At 61.8% G+C, this 15,528-nt stretch carries 15 protein-coding genes; 10 read left to right on the forward strand and 5 right to left on the reverse strand.

From position 1 onward, the window contains the following. Positions 1 to 8 precede the first annotated feature (8 nt). Together ACSOSP_RS10490 and ACSOSP_RS10495 are read right to left on the reverse strand one after the other, a co-directional pair. Positions 9 to 611 (reverse strand): cytochrome b, encoded by a 603-nt coding sequence (locus tag ACSOSP_RS10490; protein WP_455306310.1) that lies wholly within the window; start codon positions 609 to 611, stop codon positions 9 to 11. A gap of 177 nt (positions 612 to 788) precedes the next feature. Continuing rightward, the gene (locus tag ACSOSP_RS10495; RefSeq protein ID WP_455306312.1) at positions 789 to 1,751 is read right to left on the reverse strand and encodes a LysR family transcriptional regulator; all 963 of its coding nucleotides are present in this window, start codon (positions 1,749 to 1,751) and stop codon (positions 789 to 791) included. 118 nt (positions 1,752 to 1,869) lie between these two features. Here ACSOSP_RS10495 and ACSOSP_RS10500 point away from each other — a divergent pair, with 118 nt between their 5' ends. The 10 genes from ACSOSP_RS10500 (at position 1,870) to yacG (ending at position 12,903) form a co-directional block, all read left to right on the forward strand. Beyond that, a complete protein-coding gene (locus ACSOSP_RS10500; RefSeq protein WP_455306314.1) occupies positions 1,870 to 3,222 on the forward strand; it encodes an MFS transporter in 1,353 nt (450 codons plus the stop codon). 1 nt (position 3,223) lies between these two features. Then, positions 3,224 to 4,246: a hypothetical protein gene (locus ACSOSP_RS10505; protein WP_455306316.1), complete on the forward strand. Its 1,023-nt coding sequence runs from the start codon at positions 3,224 to 3,226 to the stop codon at positions 4,244 to 4,246. A gap of 161 nt (positions 4,247 to 4,407) precedes the next feature. Next, positions 4,408 to 6,069, forward strand: a complete 1,662-nt coding sequence (locus ACSOSP_RS10510) for a tannase/feruloyl esterase family alpha/beta hydrolase (RefSeq protein ID WP_455310923.1) — start codon at positions 4,408 to 4,410, stop codon at positions 6,067 to 6,069. A 115-nt stretch (positions 6,070 to 6,184) separates the two neighbouring features. Continuing rightward, the gene (locus tag ACSOSP_RS10515; RefSeq protein WP_455306318.1) at positions 6,185 to 7,474 is read left to right on the forward strand and encodes an HlyC/CorC family transporter; all 1,290 of its coding nucleotides are present in this window, start codon (positions 6,185 to 6,187) and stop codon (positions 7,472 to 7,474) included. A gap of 203 nt (positions 7,475 to 7,677) precedes the next feature. Further along, a complete protein-coding gene (locus tag ACSOSP_RS10520) occupies positions 7,678 to 8,898 on the forward strand; it encodes a GspE/PulE family protein (RefSeq protein ID WP_455306320.1) in 1,221 nt (406 codons plus the stop codon). Beyond that, positions 8,895 to 10,106, forward strand: a complete 1,212-nt coding sequence (locus ACSOSP_RS10525) for a type II secretion system F family protein (protein ID WP_455306322.1) — start codon at positions 8,895 to 8,897, stop codon at positions 10,104 to 10,106. Before ACSOSP_RS10520 ends, ACSOSP_RS10525 begins: the two co-directional genes overlap by 4 nt. 39 nt (positions 10,107 to 10,145) lie before the next feature. Continuing rightward, positions 10,146 to 11,057, forward strand: a complete 912-nt coding sequence (locus ACSOSP_RS10530) for a prepilin peptidase (RefSeq protein WP_455306324.1) — start codon at positions 10,146 to 10,148, stop codon at positions 11,055 to 11,057. Between the two features lie 26 nt (positions 11,058 to 11,083). Beyond that, on the forward strand, positions 11,084 to 11,743 hold the full coding sequence (coaE, locus tag ACSOSP_RS10535; protein ID WP_455306326.1) for a dephospho-CoA kinase: 660 nt from the start codon (positions 11,084 to 11,086) through the stop codon (positions 11,741 to 11,743). Positions 11,744 to 11,899: 156 nt separating this feature from the next. Further along, positions 11,900 to 12,655, forward strand: coding sequence for a cell division protein ZapD (gene zapD / locus ACSOSP_RS10540; RefSeq protein ID WP_455306328.1), 756 nt, complete (start codon positions 11,900 to 11,902; stop codon positions 12,653 to 12,655). Between the two features lie 56 nt (positions 12,656 to 12,711). After that, on the forward strand, positions 12,712 to 12,903 hold the full coding sequence (gene yacG / locus ACSOSP_RS10545; RefSeq protein ID WP_089162457.1) for a DNA gyrase inhibitor YacG: 192 nt from the start codon (positions 12,712 to 12,714) through the stop codon (positions 12,901 to 12,903). A 24-nt stretch (positions 12,904 to 12,927) separates the two neighbouring features. On the opposite strand, the gene ACSOSP_RS10550 is transcribed toward yacG, so the two are convergent. From ACSOSP_RS10550 to argJ, 3 genes are read right to left on the reverse strand one after another with little or no spacing between them, the layout of a single operon-like run. Beyond that, a complete protein-coding gene (locus tag ACSOSP_RS10550) occupies positions 12,928 to 13,350 on the reverse strand; it encodes an NUDIX domain-containing protein (RefSeq protein ID WP_455306330.1) in 423 nt (140 codons plus the stop codon). Positions 13,351 to 13,361: 11 nt separating this feature from the next. Further along, on the reverse strand, positions 13,362 to 14,225 hold the full coding sequence (locus ACSOSP_RS10555; protein ID WP_455306332.1) for an ATP-binding protein: 864 nt from the start codon (positions 14,223 to 14,225) through the stop codon (positions 13,362 to 13,364). 14 nt (positions 14,226 to 14,239) lie between these two features. Next, positions 14,240 to 15,481: a bifunctional glutamate N-acetyltransferase/amino-acid acetyltransferase ArgJ gene (gene argJ, locus ACSOSP_RS10560; protein WP_455306334.1), complete on the reverse strand. Its 1,242-nt coding sequence runs from the start codon at positions 15,479 to 15,481 to the stop codon at positions 14,240 to 14,242. Positions 15,482 to 15,528 lie beyond the last annotated feature (47 nt).

A 15,528-nucleotide genomic window follows, 5' to 3' on the forward strand; every position in this document is an offset into this window, starting at 1 on the left:
TACGTCCATCACGGCACCATCCGCGAGATCACCGACTTCTTGTCGATCCATTGATGCTTGAGCGCGCCGGCCACGTGCATCGCCAAAAGCGCATAGAGCGCGTACCCAAGCCACGCATGCAACGCGCCGAAACGATCGTGCAACGACTCCTTCAGCGCCGGATCGAGATTCATCACGAAACCTATCCGCGGCCATGGAATCAGGCCGAACAGATGCATCGGATGCGTGGCGGCGCCTTTCCACGCCGAGTCGTGCAGCCAGCCGGACAAAGGCAGGCCGATCATCAGCAGGTACAGGACAAAGTGGGCGATGTGAGCGGCCATGTGTTCCCACTTCGGAAACGCCTTCGGCAACGGTGGCGGCCGATGCGAAACGCGCCACAAGATACGCAGCAGCACGAGCCCGAGAACGGTGATACCGATGGACTTATGGGTATCGACGACAGTACGCACCCATGAATCGGGAAACGATTCCGCCGTCAGTCCCAGCACGACGTTGCAGATGATCAACAACGCGATGAGCCAGTGCAGGACCATCGCGGTGCGCGTGTAGCGCAAAGTCGTCTCGGTCTGGGGCGGTTGTGACACCACGTTGGCAGCTTGCGTGGACATTGAAACTCCGTGCGAAAAAATGGGGATCGGCGGGATTGTTCCTTCTGCTCGCTGTCGCACTGGATGAGTCTGATCAAGCGCGAGTGTTTGCAGACGACACGATCCAAACGCGCCGTGGCGCCCGTTTATTCCATCGATTCTGCGGGAAAACGCGAACTTGCGTTTGTAGTGGAATTGTCAGGCAGGGTATTGAAAGGTATCGGCCGCTTCAGCGCCCTTCGCGCTTGGCGAAACGAAAGCCAGCACCGCTTGTGCGAATCGGATTGCCGCCGGATTCGCGGCATCGCGGCGCGTCACGAGATGAAGCGGCGCGGAGAACGCTTCGTCGCCGGCAACAGCGCAATAGACCACGGTTTCCTGCTGGTATCGCTGCATGGATGCCGGCACGAGCGTGATGCCGCCGCCCGCCGCCACCAGGTTGATCGCGCTCAACATGCGCGGCACTTCGCTCACCACCTCCGGCTTGAATCCTGCCGTCTCGCACGCGCGGATGAAGTCAGCGTACATGCCCGGCGCGCCCGGCCGCCGCACAAAGATAAACGACTCGCCGGCGAGCGCTTTCAGCGGCACACGCGGCTGTTTGCCCGGACGCACGCCTTTTGCCGGCAGCAGCTTGTGACCGACCGGCAGCACGAGCACCATCCTCTCTTCGTGCAGCAAGTCGAAGCGCAACTCCGCGGGCATCTCGATCGGCTTACGCAAGATGCCCGCATCGACGCGCCCATTCATCATCCGCTCGATGATGTCAGCCGCATTGATCTCGTTCAGGTCAATGGCGATATCCGGATGGGTCGCGCGAAACCGGCGGATCGCGGCGGTGGCAAGCGGATGGAATGCTGCGGAACTCGTCAGCGCGATCCGTACGGAGCCGAGCTGGCCGTTCGCCACCCGCCGTGCGTTGACCACGCCTTGATCGAGCGCGTCGAGCACGGCGCGGGCATCGGCCTCGAAAGCAGCGCCCGCCGACGTCAACTCCACCCCGCGCGGCAAGCGCGTGAAAAGCGCAAACCCAAGCTCGCGCTCCAACTCCTGGATCTGCTGCGATAACGGCGGCTGCTGGATATGTAACCGCGCCGCCGCCCGCGTGAACTGGCGCTCTTCGGCGACGGTGAGGAAATACCGCAGGTGACGCAGTTCCATCCAGAAGCCTCATATATTTAACCGATATGGCAATGCCATTCGATATGTATTTTACATTTGCCACTGCGTTTCGTACTCTTCGATTCAAATACACATAAATGCATCGATCCGGAGACATATGGAAACCACTTTCCCACCCAACGCGGCCGGCCATCCGCCAGCTTCATTGGCGTCTCTAAGCAAGGCGCAGATTCGCCGCGCGGTGCTGGCGTCGGTGATCGGCAACGGGCTGGAATGGTTCGATTTCCTGATCTACGGTTACTTCGCGAAGATCATCGCCCACGTGTTTTTCCCGGTTGGGAACACCGCGCTGTCCACCGCGTTGACGCTCGGCACGTTTGCCGTCGGGTTTATCGTGCGGCCGCTTGGCGGGATCTTCATCGGCGCGTATGCGGATCGCGTCGGGCGCCGCAAGACTCTGTCCATGCTCATCCTGTTGATGGCCGCCAGCACCTTGTTGATGGGCCTGACGCCCGGCTATTCGAGCATCGGTATCGCTGGGCCTTTGCTGGTGCTGCTTGCTCGGGTCATGCAGGGTTTGTCTGTCGGCGGCGAGTTCGCCACCGCTGCGGCGATGCTCACCGAATACGCGCCGCGCGGCAAGAAGATGTACTTCGGCAGCTTCCAGATGACATCGCAGGCGGTGGCGCTGGTGCTTTCGTCGGCGTTTGGTTATTTCCTGACATCGAATCTGGATCGTGCTTCGCTTGAATCGTGGGGTTGGCGCGTGCCGTTCCTCGTCGGCGCGCTGGTGGGGCCCGTGGGGTTCTATATACGGCACAAAGTCGCGGAATCGCCAGAGTTCGTCGAGTTGCGTGAACGGCTGGGGCACGCACCGCGGCAGACTATCCGCGGCTTTTTCCGGCAACGCGGCGATGCATCGTTGTGCGCGATGGGCGTGATCATCGTTGGGACTGCAACGAATTATCTGTGGCACACGTTCATGCCGCTGTATGTCGAGCGCCAGTTGCACCTGCCGCTCAGGAATGCGTTGTTTGGCACGGCGGTGTCGGGGCTGGTCTCCATAGTGGGCTATCCGCTCGCGGGGAAACTCGCGGACCGGATTGGCGCGTACCGGCTGTTCTTTCCGGTGACGATTGTCTGGGTCGTGATCGCGTATCCGCTGTTTGCATGGGTGCTCGCGTCCCCCACGCCCGGTCGCGTTTTCGCGGCGCAAATGGTCGCGACCGTCGTGCTGAGCCTGATGTCCGGGCCGCATCCCGGCATGCTCACGCAGTTGTTCCCCACCGCCAACCGATCCACCGGTGTCGCGCTCTCGTACAACATCGCGGTGACGCTGTTCGGCGGCCTCGCGCCGCTGACCGTCTCCACGCTGATCACCGTGACCGGATCGAATATCGTGCCGGCGTATTACCTGATCTTCGCAGGCTTCGTGTCGCTCGCGCTGGTCGGGCTGACACGCTCCGGGCAACGTCTGCGCCGCGATCCCGACGCCCTCCCGCTGGATTGAAATGACTGCCGTGCACCCTTCTCTTCCTAAACCTCGCAATGAGCGCCCGGTCAGCGCAGTCGGCAACGAGCGGCTGCGCGTGATTACCTCGCGCGGTGCGGGTGTGGTGCCGTTTTATCGGTCGATCGAAGAAAGCGATGCCGCGAACGTCTCGCGAATCGTGATCCTGCTGCACGGCCGGTTGCGCGATGCCGATGCCTACCTGCTCTCGGCACAACGTGCGCTGGCGGCGGCATCGACCGATCCCGCCCATACATTGCTGCTCGTCCCGCAGTTCCTGGCCACCGCGGATATTGCCGCGCACGGATTGTCTGCGGACATGCTCCACTGGGAATGGACCTCATGGATGGGCGGCGATGATGCAGTCGGCCTAGCACCGCTCAGTTCCTTCGATGTCCTCGATGCATTCATCGAGCAATTCGCCGATCTCGCGCGCTATCCGGCTCTGCGCGACGTAGTGGTCGCCGGGCATTCGGGCGGCGCGCAGGTCGCGCACCGGTACGCAATCGTAGGTGCCGGTTGCAACGTGGCCGGCGTGCGGTGCCGGTACGTGATCGCGAATCCATCGTCGTATGTGTACTTCGATTCGATGCGCCCCTACACGGACGGCGTTTTGCGTCCCGCCGATACCATCGCATGCCCGGGTGTGGATGACTGGAAGTACGGCGTGCGGCGCGCGCCGCGCTACGCAGAGTCCACGTCATTCGATGCGCTCGAAACACGTTACGCGGCCAGTGACGTCATTTATTTGCTCGGCCAACTTGATTGCGATCCACACCACGACGCACTCGACCGTTCTTGTGCGGCACAAGCACAAGGGGCCCATCGGCTCGCGCGTGGACGTTCTTACTTTTCTTACCTCAAAGCCCGCCACGCAGGGCTTGGACATCGCTGTTGGGAAGTCGCCGGCGTAGGCCACAACGGCGCAGCGATGCTCGGTTCGCATGAAGGCGTGCAAGCGTTGTTCGATGCACAACGGCTCGCGAATGTAGTCGATTCAGCGACCGCCGGCGCGACGGACTAGACACCTCGCAACACACCACGATAGTAAAGAACGTTGCCTCGGCGACGGGACCGCTGTCGTCCGGACGGCGCGCCGTTTTCTTTATCGGTTCATCGGCAAGCGTTTGGTTGGCTCGTTTGCCCAATGCAAGCAGCACTCAATAAACATACGGAGACAGCATGATGAAAACCACCCTCGCCGCTTGCGGCGTATCCCTTGTCGTCGCTGCGCTGGCCGGTTGCGGCGGATCATCGTCGAATAACGGCGGCACGCCACCCACACCACCCATTTCGTCTGCCGCTGCATGTTCCGCGCTCGGCGGGACCAAGATTGCAGCGACATCGATAGGCGCGCCCAGCAACGGCGCAACGGTGGCGAGCGCGACGCTGGTCGCGGCGTCGGCTACGTCCGGCGAGTATTGCCAGGTGAACGGCACCATTGCACCCGTCGATGCAACCGCGCCGAACATCAATTTCGAGGTGAACTTGCCGACGGCATGGAACAAAAAGGCGCTCCAGTACGGCGGCGGCGGTTTCGATGGCACGCTCATCACCGGCCTTGCCGCACTCGACATGGCGCCCGCCGGTTCCTCCACACCGCTCGCGCGCGGCTACGCGACCTTCGGCGATGACTCCGGTCACCAGAGCAAAAGCATCACCGACGGCTCGTTCGCCGCGAACGACGAAGCACTCGCCAACTACGGCGGCCTGACGCTGAAAAAGACCCACGACGTCGCCATGCTGCTGCTAAATGCGCGTTACGGCGTGGCCCCCACGAAAACCTATTTCTTCGGCAGCTCGACCGGCGGCCGCGATGGCCTCACCGTGATCCAGCGATGGCCCACTGACTATGACGGCATTGTCGTCAACCGGCCGGCGCTCAACTACACGGGTCTGCGGCTTTCAAACATCGTGCTGGGCCGCGCCCTTTATCTGAATGGGGGCGCGGGCTGGCTCGACGTGAACAAGACCGTGCTGCTCGAGAACGCCGTGACGAAAGCCTGCGACTCACTCGATGGCGTTGCCGACGGCATCATCTCGAACGTCGCAGCCTGCAAGCTGCAAGCGCCCACGGTGCTCGCGACCCTGCGCTGCCCGGCTGGAAAGGACACGGGGGACACCTGTCTCTCCGACGCCCAGATCGCAACCGTGAACACCATTGCCTCGCCATTGCTGCTGCCCTATCCGCTCGCGAACGGCGTCACCCGTTACGCCGGGTACAACATCCTCGCGGGTTCCGTGTTCGCGGGTCAGTACACCACGCGCAATTTCGGCACTTCACCCACACCGGCCAACCCCGCCGGCAAGAACGACGCCAACCAGTGGGTCACGGGCGACCAGTGGGTGAAGTACTTCATCACGCGTATCCCAACATTCAATTCCCTCACCTTCGATCCGCTGAATCCAGGCGCGTACCAGGCGCAAGTCCAGCAAGTTTCCGCTGAAAGCGATGCCACCAACCCCGACCTCTCGGCGTTCATCGCGAAGGGTGGCAAGGCGATCATCACTCACGGTCTCGCCGATGAAATCGTCAGCACCGATTCGTCCGTGGACTACTACAACGCGCTGGTGCAGAAGTTCGGTCAACCCTCGGTCGATAGCTTCGTGCGCTTCTACCTCATGCCGGGTGTCGGCCACGGCACCGGACCGTTCCTGCCGCAAGTCGATTCACTCGGCGCGCTGGAACAATGGGTCGAAAACGGCACCACGCCGGAAACACTCACCGTCACGGACTCGACCGCAGCAACTGCCGGACGGTCGCGCCCTCTGTGCCGTTACCCGACCTGGCCGAAATACTCCGGCGGAGACGTCAATTCAGCCGCGAGTTTCACTTGTAGCCAGTAATTGCCGCGGGAGGATGGAATCGGTCAAACGATCGTCCGGAAGGCTTGTCGCGCAAGAGAAGCAATCGCTTTCTGCTCTGCTATAGTCTTTCCCATCCTCCCTTTCCAGATCGCGCGTGGACCACATTCCCTTATGGGCGCAAATCTGCGCCATTTTCCTGCTGTTGTTTCTCTCCGCATTCTTCTCGATTTCCGAAACGTCGATGATGGCGCTCAATCGCCATCGGCTGAAACACCTCGCCAACCAGGGTTCGCTGCGCGCGCGCGTCACGCAGGGCCTGCTTGGCAAGACTGATCAGCTGCTGAGCGTGATCCTGATCGGCAACAATCTGATCAACACGATCATTCCGGTGCTGACAACGTCCATCGCACTGCGCACCTTTGGCCATAACAATCTGGTGTTGTCGGTGACAACGGGGGTCGTTGCGTTCTTCATCATTGTGTTTGCGGAGATTGCGCCGAAGATTGTCGGCGCGACGTACCCGGAAAAGGTCGCGCTCCCGGCCAGCCTGGTTTTGTCGCCGTTGATGCGCGTCGCCAGGCCGGTCGTGTGGTTCGTCAACCTGTTCGCGAACGGCGTACTCAAGGTGCTGCGCATCAATACGAAAGGCGGCCGGGACCAACGGCTCTCCACTGAGGAACTGCGCACCATCGTGCTGGAATCGGGCAATTTCATGCCGACCAAGCATCGCAGCATTCTGCTGAACCTGTTCGATCTGGAGAACATCACCGTCGACGACGTGATGATTCCGCGCCGCCGGATCGAAGCACTGGATTTCGATGCCCCCTTCGACACCATCCTGCATCAGCTCGAGACCTGTTATCACAATAAGCTGGTGGTGTATCAGGGCGACATCGATCGCGTGCTGGGCGTTCTGCACGTGAGAAAGACGCTCTCGGCACTGCATAACCAGGAATTCGAGCGCGAGACCTTGCGCGAATTGTTGGCCGAGCCGTACTTCGTTCCGGCAGGCACGCCCGTATTTCAGCAACTGCAATTCTTTCAGGAGAGCCGGCATCGAATTGCGATTGTGGTGAACGAGTATGGCGAGCTGCAGGGCCTGGTGACGCCGGAAGACATCATTGAAGAATTGATTGGCGAATTCACCACGACCATTCCGCGCGGAGCCGGTTCGCGTAGCGGATGGAACGAGGAAGGCGAATGCATTGTGGCGGGCAGCATGCCGTTGCGCGAGCTGAACCGCTGGCTGAAACTGACGCTTCCCACCGACGGCCCGAAGACCCTCAACGGCCTGATCCTCGAGACTCTGGAAGAGATTCCGGACGGCGACGTGAGCGTGCGTATAGCGGGCGTCCACTTTGAAGTCATGCGCAGCGATGATCAGGCCATACGCACCGTAAAGATATTCCGGCCGCAAGGCGTGGTGCTGAGAAAGCAAGCGTAGCAACGAAGTTCGGTTCATGGCGTATAGGGATCGGGTAGGGCTTCTGGATGCATCAGCTTGCGCTGTTTTCGCCTTCAGAAACCACCTTCCTGGCCGCGTTAGCCATTCGGTCGACTTTTCAGCATTGCCAAGCGTTAGCCATTCGGACGAGTTGGAACGAGGGACGTGGAGGGACAAGATCGGGGTATCCCGTTCACCGAGCTATGTCCATGCAACCTTCTCTCCCGGTTACGTTTTCTCGGCCGCCGCCGCAGCTGTCCACGCGCCCGGTTGATGCAATCCCCGACGCCGACAACGCACCCGCCGTTGCGCTGCTCACCGAGACCTTGCGCGAAGCGGCTGCACGCGGCGCATCCGATATCCACGTCGAACCGGGCGAGCACGAGTGGCGCATCCGCCTGCGGATTGACGGTGCGTTGCACGTCTTTCTCAAGCCGCCACCACATTTGCGCGACGCGTTCATCACGCGGATCAAAGTGCTTGCGCGCATGGACATTGCCGAGCGGCGCGTGCCGCAGGACGGGCGTCTGCGGTTGCCGCTTGCGAACGGGAATCCGGAAGACTATCGCGTGAATTCGCTGCCGGTCCTGTTCGGTGAAAAACTGGTGCTGCGCCGTCTGGAGTCACTGCCGGCGGATTTGTCACTGGCGGCGCTGGGGCTTGCCCCCGGTCAGCAGAAGACCGTGGAAGCCGCGATCCACGCGCCGCACGGACTCGTGCTGGTCACCGGCCCCACGGGTAGCGGCAAAACCCTGTCGCTGTATTGCTTTTTGCAAATGCTCAACGCGGAGTCGCGCAACGTCTGTTCCGTCGAAGATCCCGCCGAAATCCAGCTTGCGGGTATTAATCAGGTCAGTGTCCGTGACAAAGCGGGCCTCACTTTCGCGGTCGCGTTGCGCGCGTTCATGCGGCAAGACCCGGACGTGATCATGGTCGGTGAAATCCGCGACGCCGAAACCGCCGACGTTGCCGTGAAGGCCGCGCAAACGGGCCATCTCGTGCTCTCCACGCTGCATACCAACGATGCACCCGCAGCCATCGCACGATTGATCGATATTGGCATTGCGCCGTACAACCTGGCGTCGGCGCTGAGGCTTGTCACAGCGCAACGGCTGGTGCGGCGGCTTTGCGGCGCTTGTCGTTTGCCTTCGGACCTGGAGTTCGAACCCGGCTTCAAACCGTTCGAGCCCCATGGATGTGCCGCGTGCCATGGCATTGGTTATCGCGGCCGAGTGGGCGTGCATCAACTGATGCCCGTCTCCGACACGTTGCGCGAACTGATCGTCGCACGCGCTGCCACGCACGCCGTCACACGGCAGGCGCAAAGCGAGGGCATGCCGAGCCTGCGCGACGCGGCCTTCGCCCGCGTACGCGAAGGCATGACAAGCGTAGCGGAAGCCGCCGACGCGACGGAGCTCACATGAACATGAGCCCACTATCCTTCGATACACGCTTCGGCTGGCGAGGCGTTGACGCAAACGGCGCAGACAAACGCGGCAAGACGATCGCAGCGGATTCAGCCCATGCCCGCGCCACACTAAAACGCGATGGGGTCACGGTGCTGGAACTCACCGCGCTCGGTTCGGCGCCGCCGCCCAAAGCCCGCGCTGCCGACGTCACGCTGTTCACGCGGCAACTCGCCGGCTTGCTGCGCGCCGGCTTGCCGCTTGCGTCGTCGCTGGATCTCATCGCCAACACCCCTTCACGCGGCGGCCTGCCGCGCATTGTCGGATCGGTTGCGCGGGATATCACGCAGGGCATTGCGTTCTCGGAAGCGCTCGCACGTCATCCCGCGTGTTTCAACGCACTGTATTGCCAGTTGGTTGCCGTCGGCGAAGTGGCCGGCGCGTTGCCGGTCGTGCTCGCGCGGCTGGCCGAGGACCGCGAACGGGCGGGCGCTCAACGGGCGAAACTGCGTGCCGCGCTGACCTATCCGGTTGCGGTGCTGTTGTTATCGCTTGCCATTACCGCAGGATTGCTGATTGGCGTAGTGCCGACCTTCAAGACCATCTTCGATGGTTTCGGCGCTAAATTGCCGGCGCCGACGTTGTTCGTGCTCGCGTTATCGGATGGCGTCACGCGCTGGTGCGGACCGTTCGCGCTCTTTTGCGCGGTGTCGGGCATTGCATTCAAGCGGCTTCTACGACGAGTCCCCGCAGCGAGAAGCGCGTTTGACCGCACGTTGCTGAAGCTGCCGCTCGCCGGCTCCCTCCTGCGCGCGCTGGCGGTGGCACGCTGGAGCCGCGCGCTCGGCACGTTACTGGCGGCGGGCACACCGTTATCGGATGCATTCGATTCCCTGGCGAGCGCCACGGGCAACCGTATCTTCGATACCGCCACCGTCGAGATCGCCCGGCGCCTTCGGCATGGCGAGCGGCTCGCCGCCGCCATGCGTGCGGTCGGCTGCTTTCCGCCTGATGTGGTGCAGCCTATCGCCGTGGCCGAGGAATCCGGTTCGCTAGACGCCATGCTGCTCGATCTCGCTACACTGGGCGACCGTCAGGTGGACGAACAGACCGGCGCGTTCGCGAGCCTGTGCGAACCGGTGGTGATCGTGGTACTTGGTTCGTTGGTGGGCGGTCTCGTCGTCGCCATGTATCTTCCGATCGTTCAGCTCGGGAACGTGGTGTAGGTGGTGTAGGATCGCAGCCGAATTCAACCCAGGATAGTCATGCAGCCTTTGTATCAGGCGGAGTTTTCAGGCCGCTATCTCGACGCTTACGGTTCCGCTTTCGGCGCTTTGCCGCTCGTGGCGCAGTATGGTTTCGCGATCGTCTTCGGGCTGGTGATCGGCAGCTTTCTGACGGTCGTCGTGCACCGCCTGCCGATCATGCTGGAACGCGCGTGGAAGGCCGAGAACGTCAACGACCACGAGGACGACACGCGTGTAGACGCGCCACCCGCTCGCTACAACCTCGCCGTACCCCGCAGCGCCTGCCCGCATTGCGGCCACGTGTTGCGCGCGTGGGAGAATATTCCGGTCGTGAGTTACGCGCTGCTGCGCGGCCGTTGTGCGAAATGCAAAGCACGCGTGAGCCCACGTTATCCGCTGACCGAACTGGCTACCGCGCTGTTCGCGGCCCTCTCGCTATTTGCGTTTGGACCTACGCTGATCGCGCTCGCAGCATTCGGCTTATGCGCGACGCTGCTGGCCGCGAGCCTGATCGACTTCGACACCCGCTATCTGCCCGACACGCTGACCTTACCGCTGCTGTGGGCCGGCTTGATCGTCAACCTCAGCGACACCGCCTTCGTTCCGCTGCGCGAAGCAGTGATCGGCGCCATCGCGGGTTATCTGTTTCTCTGGTGCGTGTATTGGCTGTTCAGGCTGGTGCGCGGCGTAGAAGGCATGGGTTACGGCGATTTCAAGCTGCTCGGCGCGCTGGGTGCCTGGCTTGGCTGGCAAGCGCTGCCGCAGATGGTGCTGGTGTCGGCGGTGGCGGGCGCGATCTTCGGATTGGCGGCGACGGGTATCGGCAAGATGCGCTTCGAAGAACCGCTGCCGTTCGGGCCGTTTCTCGCGGCAGGCGGCGTGATTACGCTATTTTTTGGGACGCCGCTTTACGGATTGTTCGGCGGATGAAGCGAAACAAGAAGAGGAGTTGAACGATGTTCAGCATCGGCTTGACTGGCGGGATCGGCAGCGGCAAGACCACGGTGGCGGACATGTTCGCCGCGCGCGGCGTCCCCGTCATCGATACGGACCTGATCGCGCACCAGATTACCGCGCCGGGCGGCATCGCGATGCCGCTGATTGAAGGCACGTTCGGCCCGGAATATGTCGCCGCCGACGGATCGCTGGATCGCGCAAAAATGCGCACCCGTGTTTTTTCCGACAACACCGCCAAAGCGCAGCTCGAATCGATCACGCATCCGCTGATCCGCGCCGAAAGCGAGCGTCAACGCAATGCAGCACAAGGGGTTTATCACATCGTCGTGGTGCCCTTGCTGATTGAAGCGGGCGAACGCGCGAGCAAGGTGGAGCGGATTCTCGTGGTCGACTGTCCTGAGGACACGCAAATCGAACGCGTGATCCAGCGCAACGGCTTTACGCGCGATCAGGTGCTCGCGATCATCGCGCGTCAGGCCACGCGTGAAGCGCGCCTGGCGGCCGCCGACGACGTCGTCGTCAATGACTCGGCCGCCACCCTGGAAACGCTGCAGCGCGAGGTGGACGCCCTGCACGCGCGCTATCTGGCGATGGCCTCGAAGGCAGGCAAAACAAGGGGTGAAGCGAGGAGCAAACCGGGGAGCAAACCGCGTACCTAACAAGTGCATGCAACGCGCTCGAACTCCTCACAAACGGCGCTGAATATGCGCACCGGATGCTATTAAACGTGCGGATTTGCCGTGGGTTTGATGCGGCATTAGAATGTCCTCACTTTCTGCCATCGAACCCTTCGACCAACGCCGAGGCGAGCGCGCTTGATCCTTTACGAGTACCCCTTCAACGAGCGAATCAGAACGCTGCTGCGTCTCGAAGACCTTTTCGAGCGCTTCACCTTCTTTCTGACTCAAGAAGACCCGCGCGAACATCACGCCGCACTGACCACCTTGTTCGAGATTGCCGAAGTCGCGGGCCGCACGGATTTGAAAGCGGACCTGATGAAGGAGTTGGAGCGGCAACGTCAGACGCTCGCGCCCTTCCGCGGAAACCCCGGTATCGAGCAGGAAGCGCTGGAGTCGGTGCTTGGCGAGATCGAGCAGACATTAGCCGGCCTCGGACAGATGCAGGGCAAGACAGGCCAGCATCTGGCCGATAACGAATGGCTCGCAAGCATTCGCAGCCGCACGATCATCCCGGGCGGAACCTGCCGCTTTGATCTGCCGTCATACTTCGCCTGGCAACAAAATCCTGCCGAAGAGCGTCGCGGGGACATCGCGAAATGGGTCACTCCCATGCTGCCGTTACGCGACGCCGCCACTATCGTGCTGCGTCTTGCACGGGAATCGGGCCAGGCGTCCAAGGTGATGGCAATGCAAGGCAGCTATCAGCAGATGCTCTCGGGTCGAACTTATCAACTGATGCAGGTGCGGGTGCCGTCCGACACGCGCCTGATCCCCGAAGCGAGTGCGAACAAGTACATGCTATGGGTGCGCTTTACGGTGCAGGACGGCGATCTGAGGCCACGTGCGGTAGACGCCGACATCCCGTTCCACCTGACGCTATGCAGTCTTTAAGTTGGGCTTGAAAACCCCATTTACTGAACTCAACCTCTTTAGATCCGCTCTGCAGAATGACCACTATCGTTAAATGCCCGACTTGCGAGAAGGACGTCCGCTGGGTTCCCGAAAGCCGCTTTCGTCCGTTTTGTTCAGACCGTTGCAAGCAGATCGACCTCGGTGCCTGGGCGACCGAGAAGTACAAGATTGGCGGCAGTCAGCAAGACACGCCGCCCGATGAAGACTCGCATAGCGGCCTGAATTAGCCGCCGCGAATCAAAGCGCCAGAGCTAAACCGCTTCAGCCGCGAGCCATTCCAGTACAGGAATGGCTGCAGGCAACAACGGCGCGACATCGGCGGGAAGATGCTGCCAGGCCAGCGCCTGGCCTTCACGTCCGATCGGCTCACCGCGCCACGCAGTCACCTTGCAGAAGTAGAGCCGCACGTACGCATGGGGGTAATCGTGCTCGAGGGTCCGCCAGCGCTCGCAACCGGTCACATCGATACCCAATTCCTCGTGCAATTCCCGCGTGAGCGCCGCTTCAACGCTTTCCCCCGCTTCCAGCTTGCCGCCGGGAAACTCCCAGTAACCTTCATACGGCTTGCCTTCCGGACGCTGAGCCAGCAGGTAGCGGCCATCCGGCTGCACGAGCACGCCGACTGCGACGTCCGTCACCTTGCGCCCATCGGGCGCCGTGTTTGAAACGCTCATAGCAGAAGCCGTCATGCCTTGCGGCCCGACCAGTCGCGCGCGAACTGCCACGCCACACGTCCCGAGCGCGAACCGCGTTCCAGCGCCCACACGAGGGCATCGCCGCGAGCACCGGCAATCTCTTCTGCCTCGCATCCGAAATGCTTCAGCCAGTGCCCGACGATCGTCAGGTAATCGTCCTGCTTGAACGGGTAAAAGCTCACCCACAGGCCGAATCGCTCGGACAGCGAAATCTTCTCTTCAACCACTTCGCCCGGATGAATCTCACCGTCGGACGTGTGTTTGTAGGTCTCGTTGTCGCTCATGTATTCGGGCAACAAATGGCGCCGGTTCGACGTTGCGTAGATCAGCACGTTGTCGGACTGCGCAGAAATCGATCCGTCGAGCGCCACTTTCAGCGCCTTGTAGCCAGACTCGCCCTCCTCGAACGAGAGGTCATCGCAGAAAACGATGAACCGTTCCGGCCGCGCGGAAATCAAATCGACGATATCGCCGAGATCGTGGAGATCGTCTTTATCGACTTCGATCAGACGCAGCCCTTCCGTGTGATACGCATTCAGGCATGCCTTGATCAGCGATGACTTGCCGGTGCCGCGCGCGCCCGTCAGCAACACGTTGTTCGCCGGCGACTTGCGCACGAACTGCCGCGTGTTCTGCTCGATCAGCCCCTTCTGGCGCTCGATGTTGCAAAGATCGTCGAGCGACAACGACGACAGGTTCGGTACTGGCTGCAGGTACCCGCGCCCCTGACGCTTGCGCCAGCGAAATGCCACGGCGCTGTTCCAGTCGATTTCGGGCGGAGCCGGCGGCAACATCCCTTCTACGCGCGCCAAAACAGCTTCAGCACGCGTCAGAAATTGTTCGAGTTTATCCATGGGAAATGTGCGGTTCAGGACCGGTAATCGGCGTTGATGCTGACGTAATCGTGCGAGAGATCGCACGTCCAGATGGTGGCGTCGGCCTGACCGCGGCCTAGCAGCACGCGGATCGCGATCTCGCTTTTCTTCATCACGCGCTGGCCGTCTTCCTCACGATAATCAGGATTGCGGCCACCGTTCTTCGCGACCAGGACGTCGTCAAGATATAGATCGATCTTGTTCACATCGAGATCCGCCACACCGGCATAACCGACAGCCGCGAGAATTCGGCCGAGGTTGGGATCCGACGCATAAAACGCGGTCTTGACGAGCGGCGAATGACCGATCGCGTACGCGATCAGGCGGCATTCGGCTTCGCTCGTGCCGCCTTCGACCGTCACCGTCATGAACTTCGTCGCGCCCTCACCGTCGCGCACGATCAGTTGCGCCAGCTCCTGCGCCACCGATTTCACCGCGTCACGCAACGCGACATACGCGTCCGAATCCGTCGAGGTGATCAAAGGCAGCGTCGACTTGCCCGAAGCAATCACGATGAACGAATCGTTCGTCGAGGTATCGCCGTCAATGGTGATGCAGTTGAACGAGCGATCGGCGACGTGCTTGATGAGCGTATCGAGCACGGGTTGGGTGACGGCGGCGTCGCAGGCGAGGAAACCAAGCATGGTCGCCATGTTCGGCCGGATCATGCCGGCGCCCTTGCTGATACCCGACAGCGTGACCGTATGGCCATCGACCTGAACCTGACGCGATGCGGCCTTCGGCAAGGTATCGGTGGTCATGATGGTTTGCGCAGCGTCGTACCAGTGAGCCGGCTTTTGATTCGCCAGCGCGGCGGGCAATCCCGCTTTCAAACGATCAACCGGCAGCGGCTCGAGAATCACGCCGGTTGAAAACGGCAGGATCTGCGTGGCTTGCAAATCCAGCAGCGCCGCCAGCGCCTCACAGGTTTCGCGCGTGTGCGCCATGCCCGGCTCGCCGGTTCCCGCATTCGCGTTGCCCGTGTTCACCACCAGCGCACGAATACCCTTGGCGCCCGCACGCACGGCGTCCAGATGCTCGCGACAGACCGTCACCGGCGCCGCGCAAAAACGGTTCTGGGTGAACACGCCGCCGACCGTCGCACCTTCTTCGACCTGTATGACGAGCACGTCCTTGCGGTTCGGTTTTCGAATGTTCGCCTCGGCCCAGCCTAGCGTGACGCCGGCGACGGGAAACAGGTGGGCGGGATCGATCGAGGGGAAATTGACGGCCATGTTCGCGACTCGCTGAAAGTGGCGAGTGCCGGCGCGCAGAAAGCACA

The sequence above is a fragment of the Caballeronia sp. KNU42 genome, from assembly GCF_053760385.1.

Coding starts and splice junctions, on each gene's coding strand:
- argJ (WP_455306334.1), bottom strand. CDS start 15,481: ATGGCCGTCAATTTCCCCTCGATCGATCCCGCCCACCTGTTTCCCGTC.
- ACSOSP_RS10555 (WP_455306332.1), bottom strand. CDS start 14,225: ATGGATAAACTCGAACAATTTCTGACGCGTGCTGAAGCTGTTTTGGCG.
- ACSOSP_RS10505 (WP_455306316.1), top strand. CDS start 3,224: ATGACTGCCGTGCACCCTTCTCTTCCTAAACCTCGCAATGAGCGCCCG.
- ACSOSP_RS10495 (WP_455306312.1), bottom strand. CDS start 1,751: ATGGAACTGCGTCACCTGCGGTATTTCCTCACCGTCGCCGAAGAGCGC.
- ACSOSP_RS10520 (WP_455306320.1), top strand. CDS start 7,678: ATGTCCATGCAACCTTCTCTCCCGGTTACGTTTTCTCGGCCGCCGCCG.
- ACSOSP_RS10550 (WP_455306330.1), bottom strand. CDS start 13,350: ATGAGCGTTTCAAACACGGCGCCCGATGGGCGCAAGGTGACGGACGTC.
- ACSOSP_RS10510 (WP_455310923.1), top strand. CDS start 4,408: ATGAAAACCACCCTCGCCGCTTGCGGCGTATCCCTTGTCGTCGCTGCG.
- yacG (WP_089162457.1), top strand. CDS start 12,712: ATGACCACTATCGTTAAATGCCCGACTTGCGAGAAGGACGTCCGCTGG.
- ACSOSP_RS10490 (WP_455306310.1), bottom strand. CDS start 611: ATGTCCACGCAAGCTGCCAACGTGGTGTCACAACCGCCCCAGACCGAG.
- coaE (WP_455306326.1), top strand. CDS start 11,084: ATGTTCAGCATCGGCTTGACTGGCGGGATCGGCAGCGGCAAGACCACG.
- ACSOSP_RS10530 (WP_455306324.1), top strand. CDS start 10,146: ATGCAGCCTTTGTATCAGGCGGAGTTTTCAGGCCGCTATCTCGACGCT.
- ACSOSP_RS10500 (WP_455306314.1), top strand. CDS start 1,870: ATGGAAACCACTTTCCCACCCAACGCGGCCGGCCATCCGCCAGCTTCA.
- ACSOSP_RS10525 (WP_455306322.1), top strand. CDS start 8,895: ATGAACATGAGCCCACTATCCTTCGATACACGCTTCGGCTGGCGAGGC.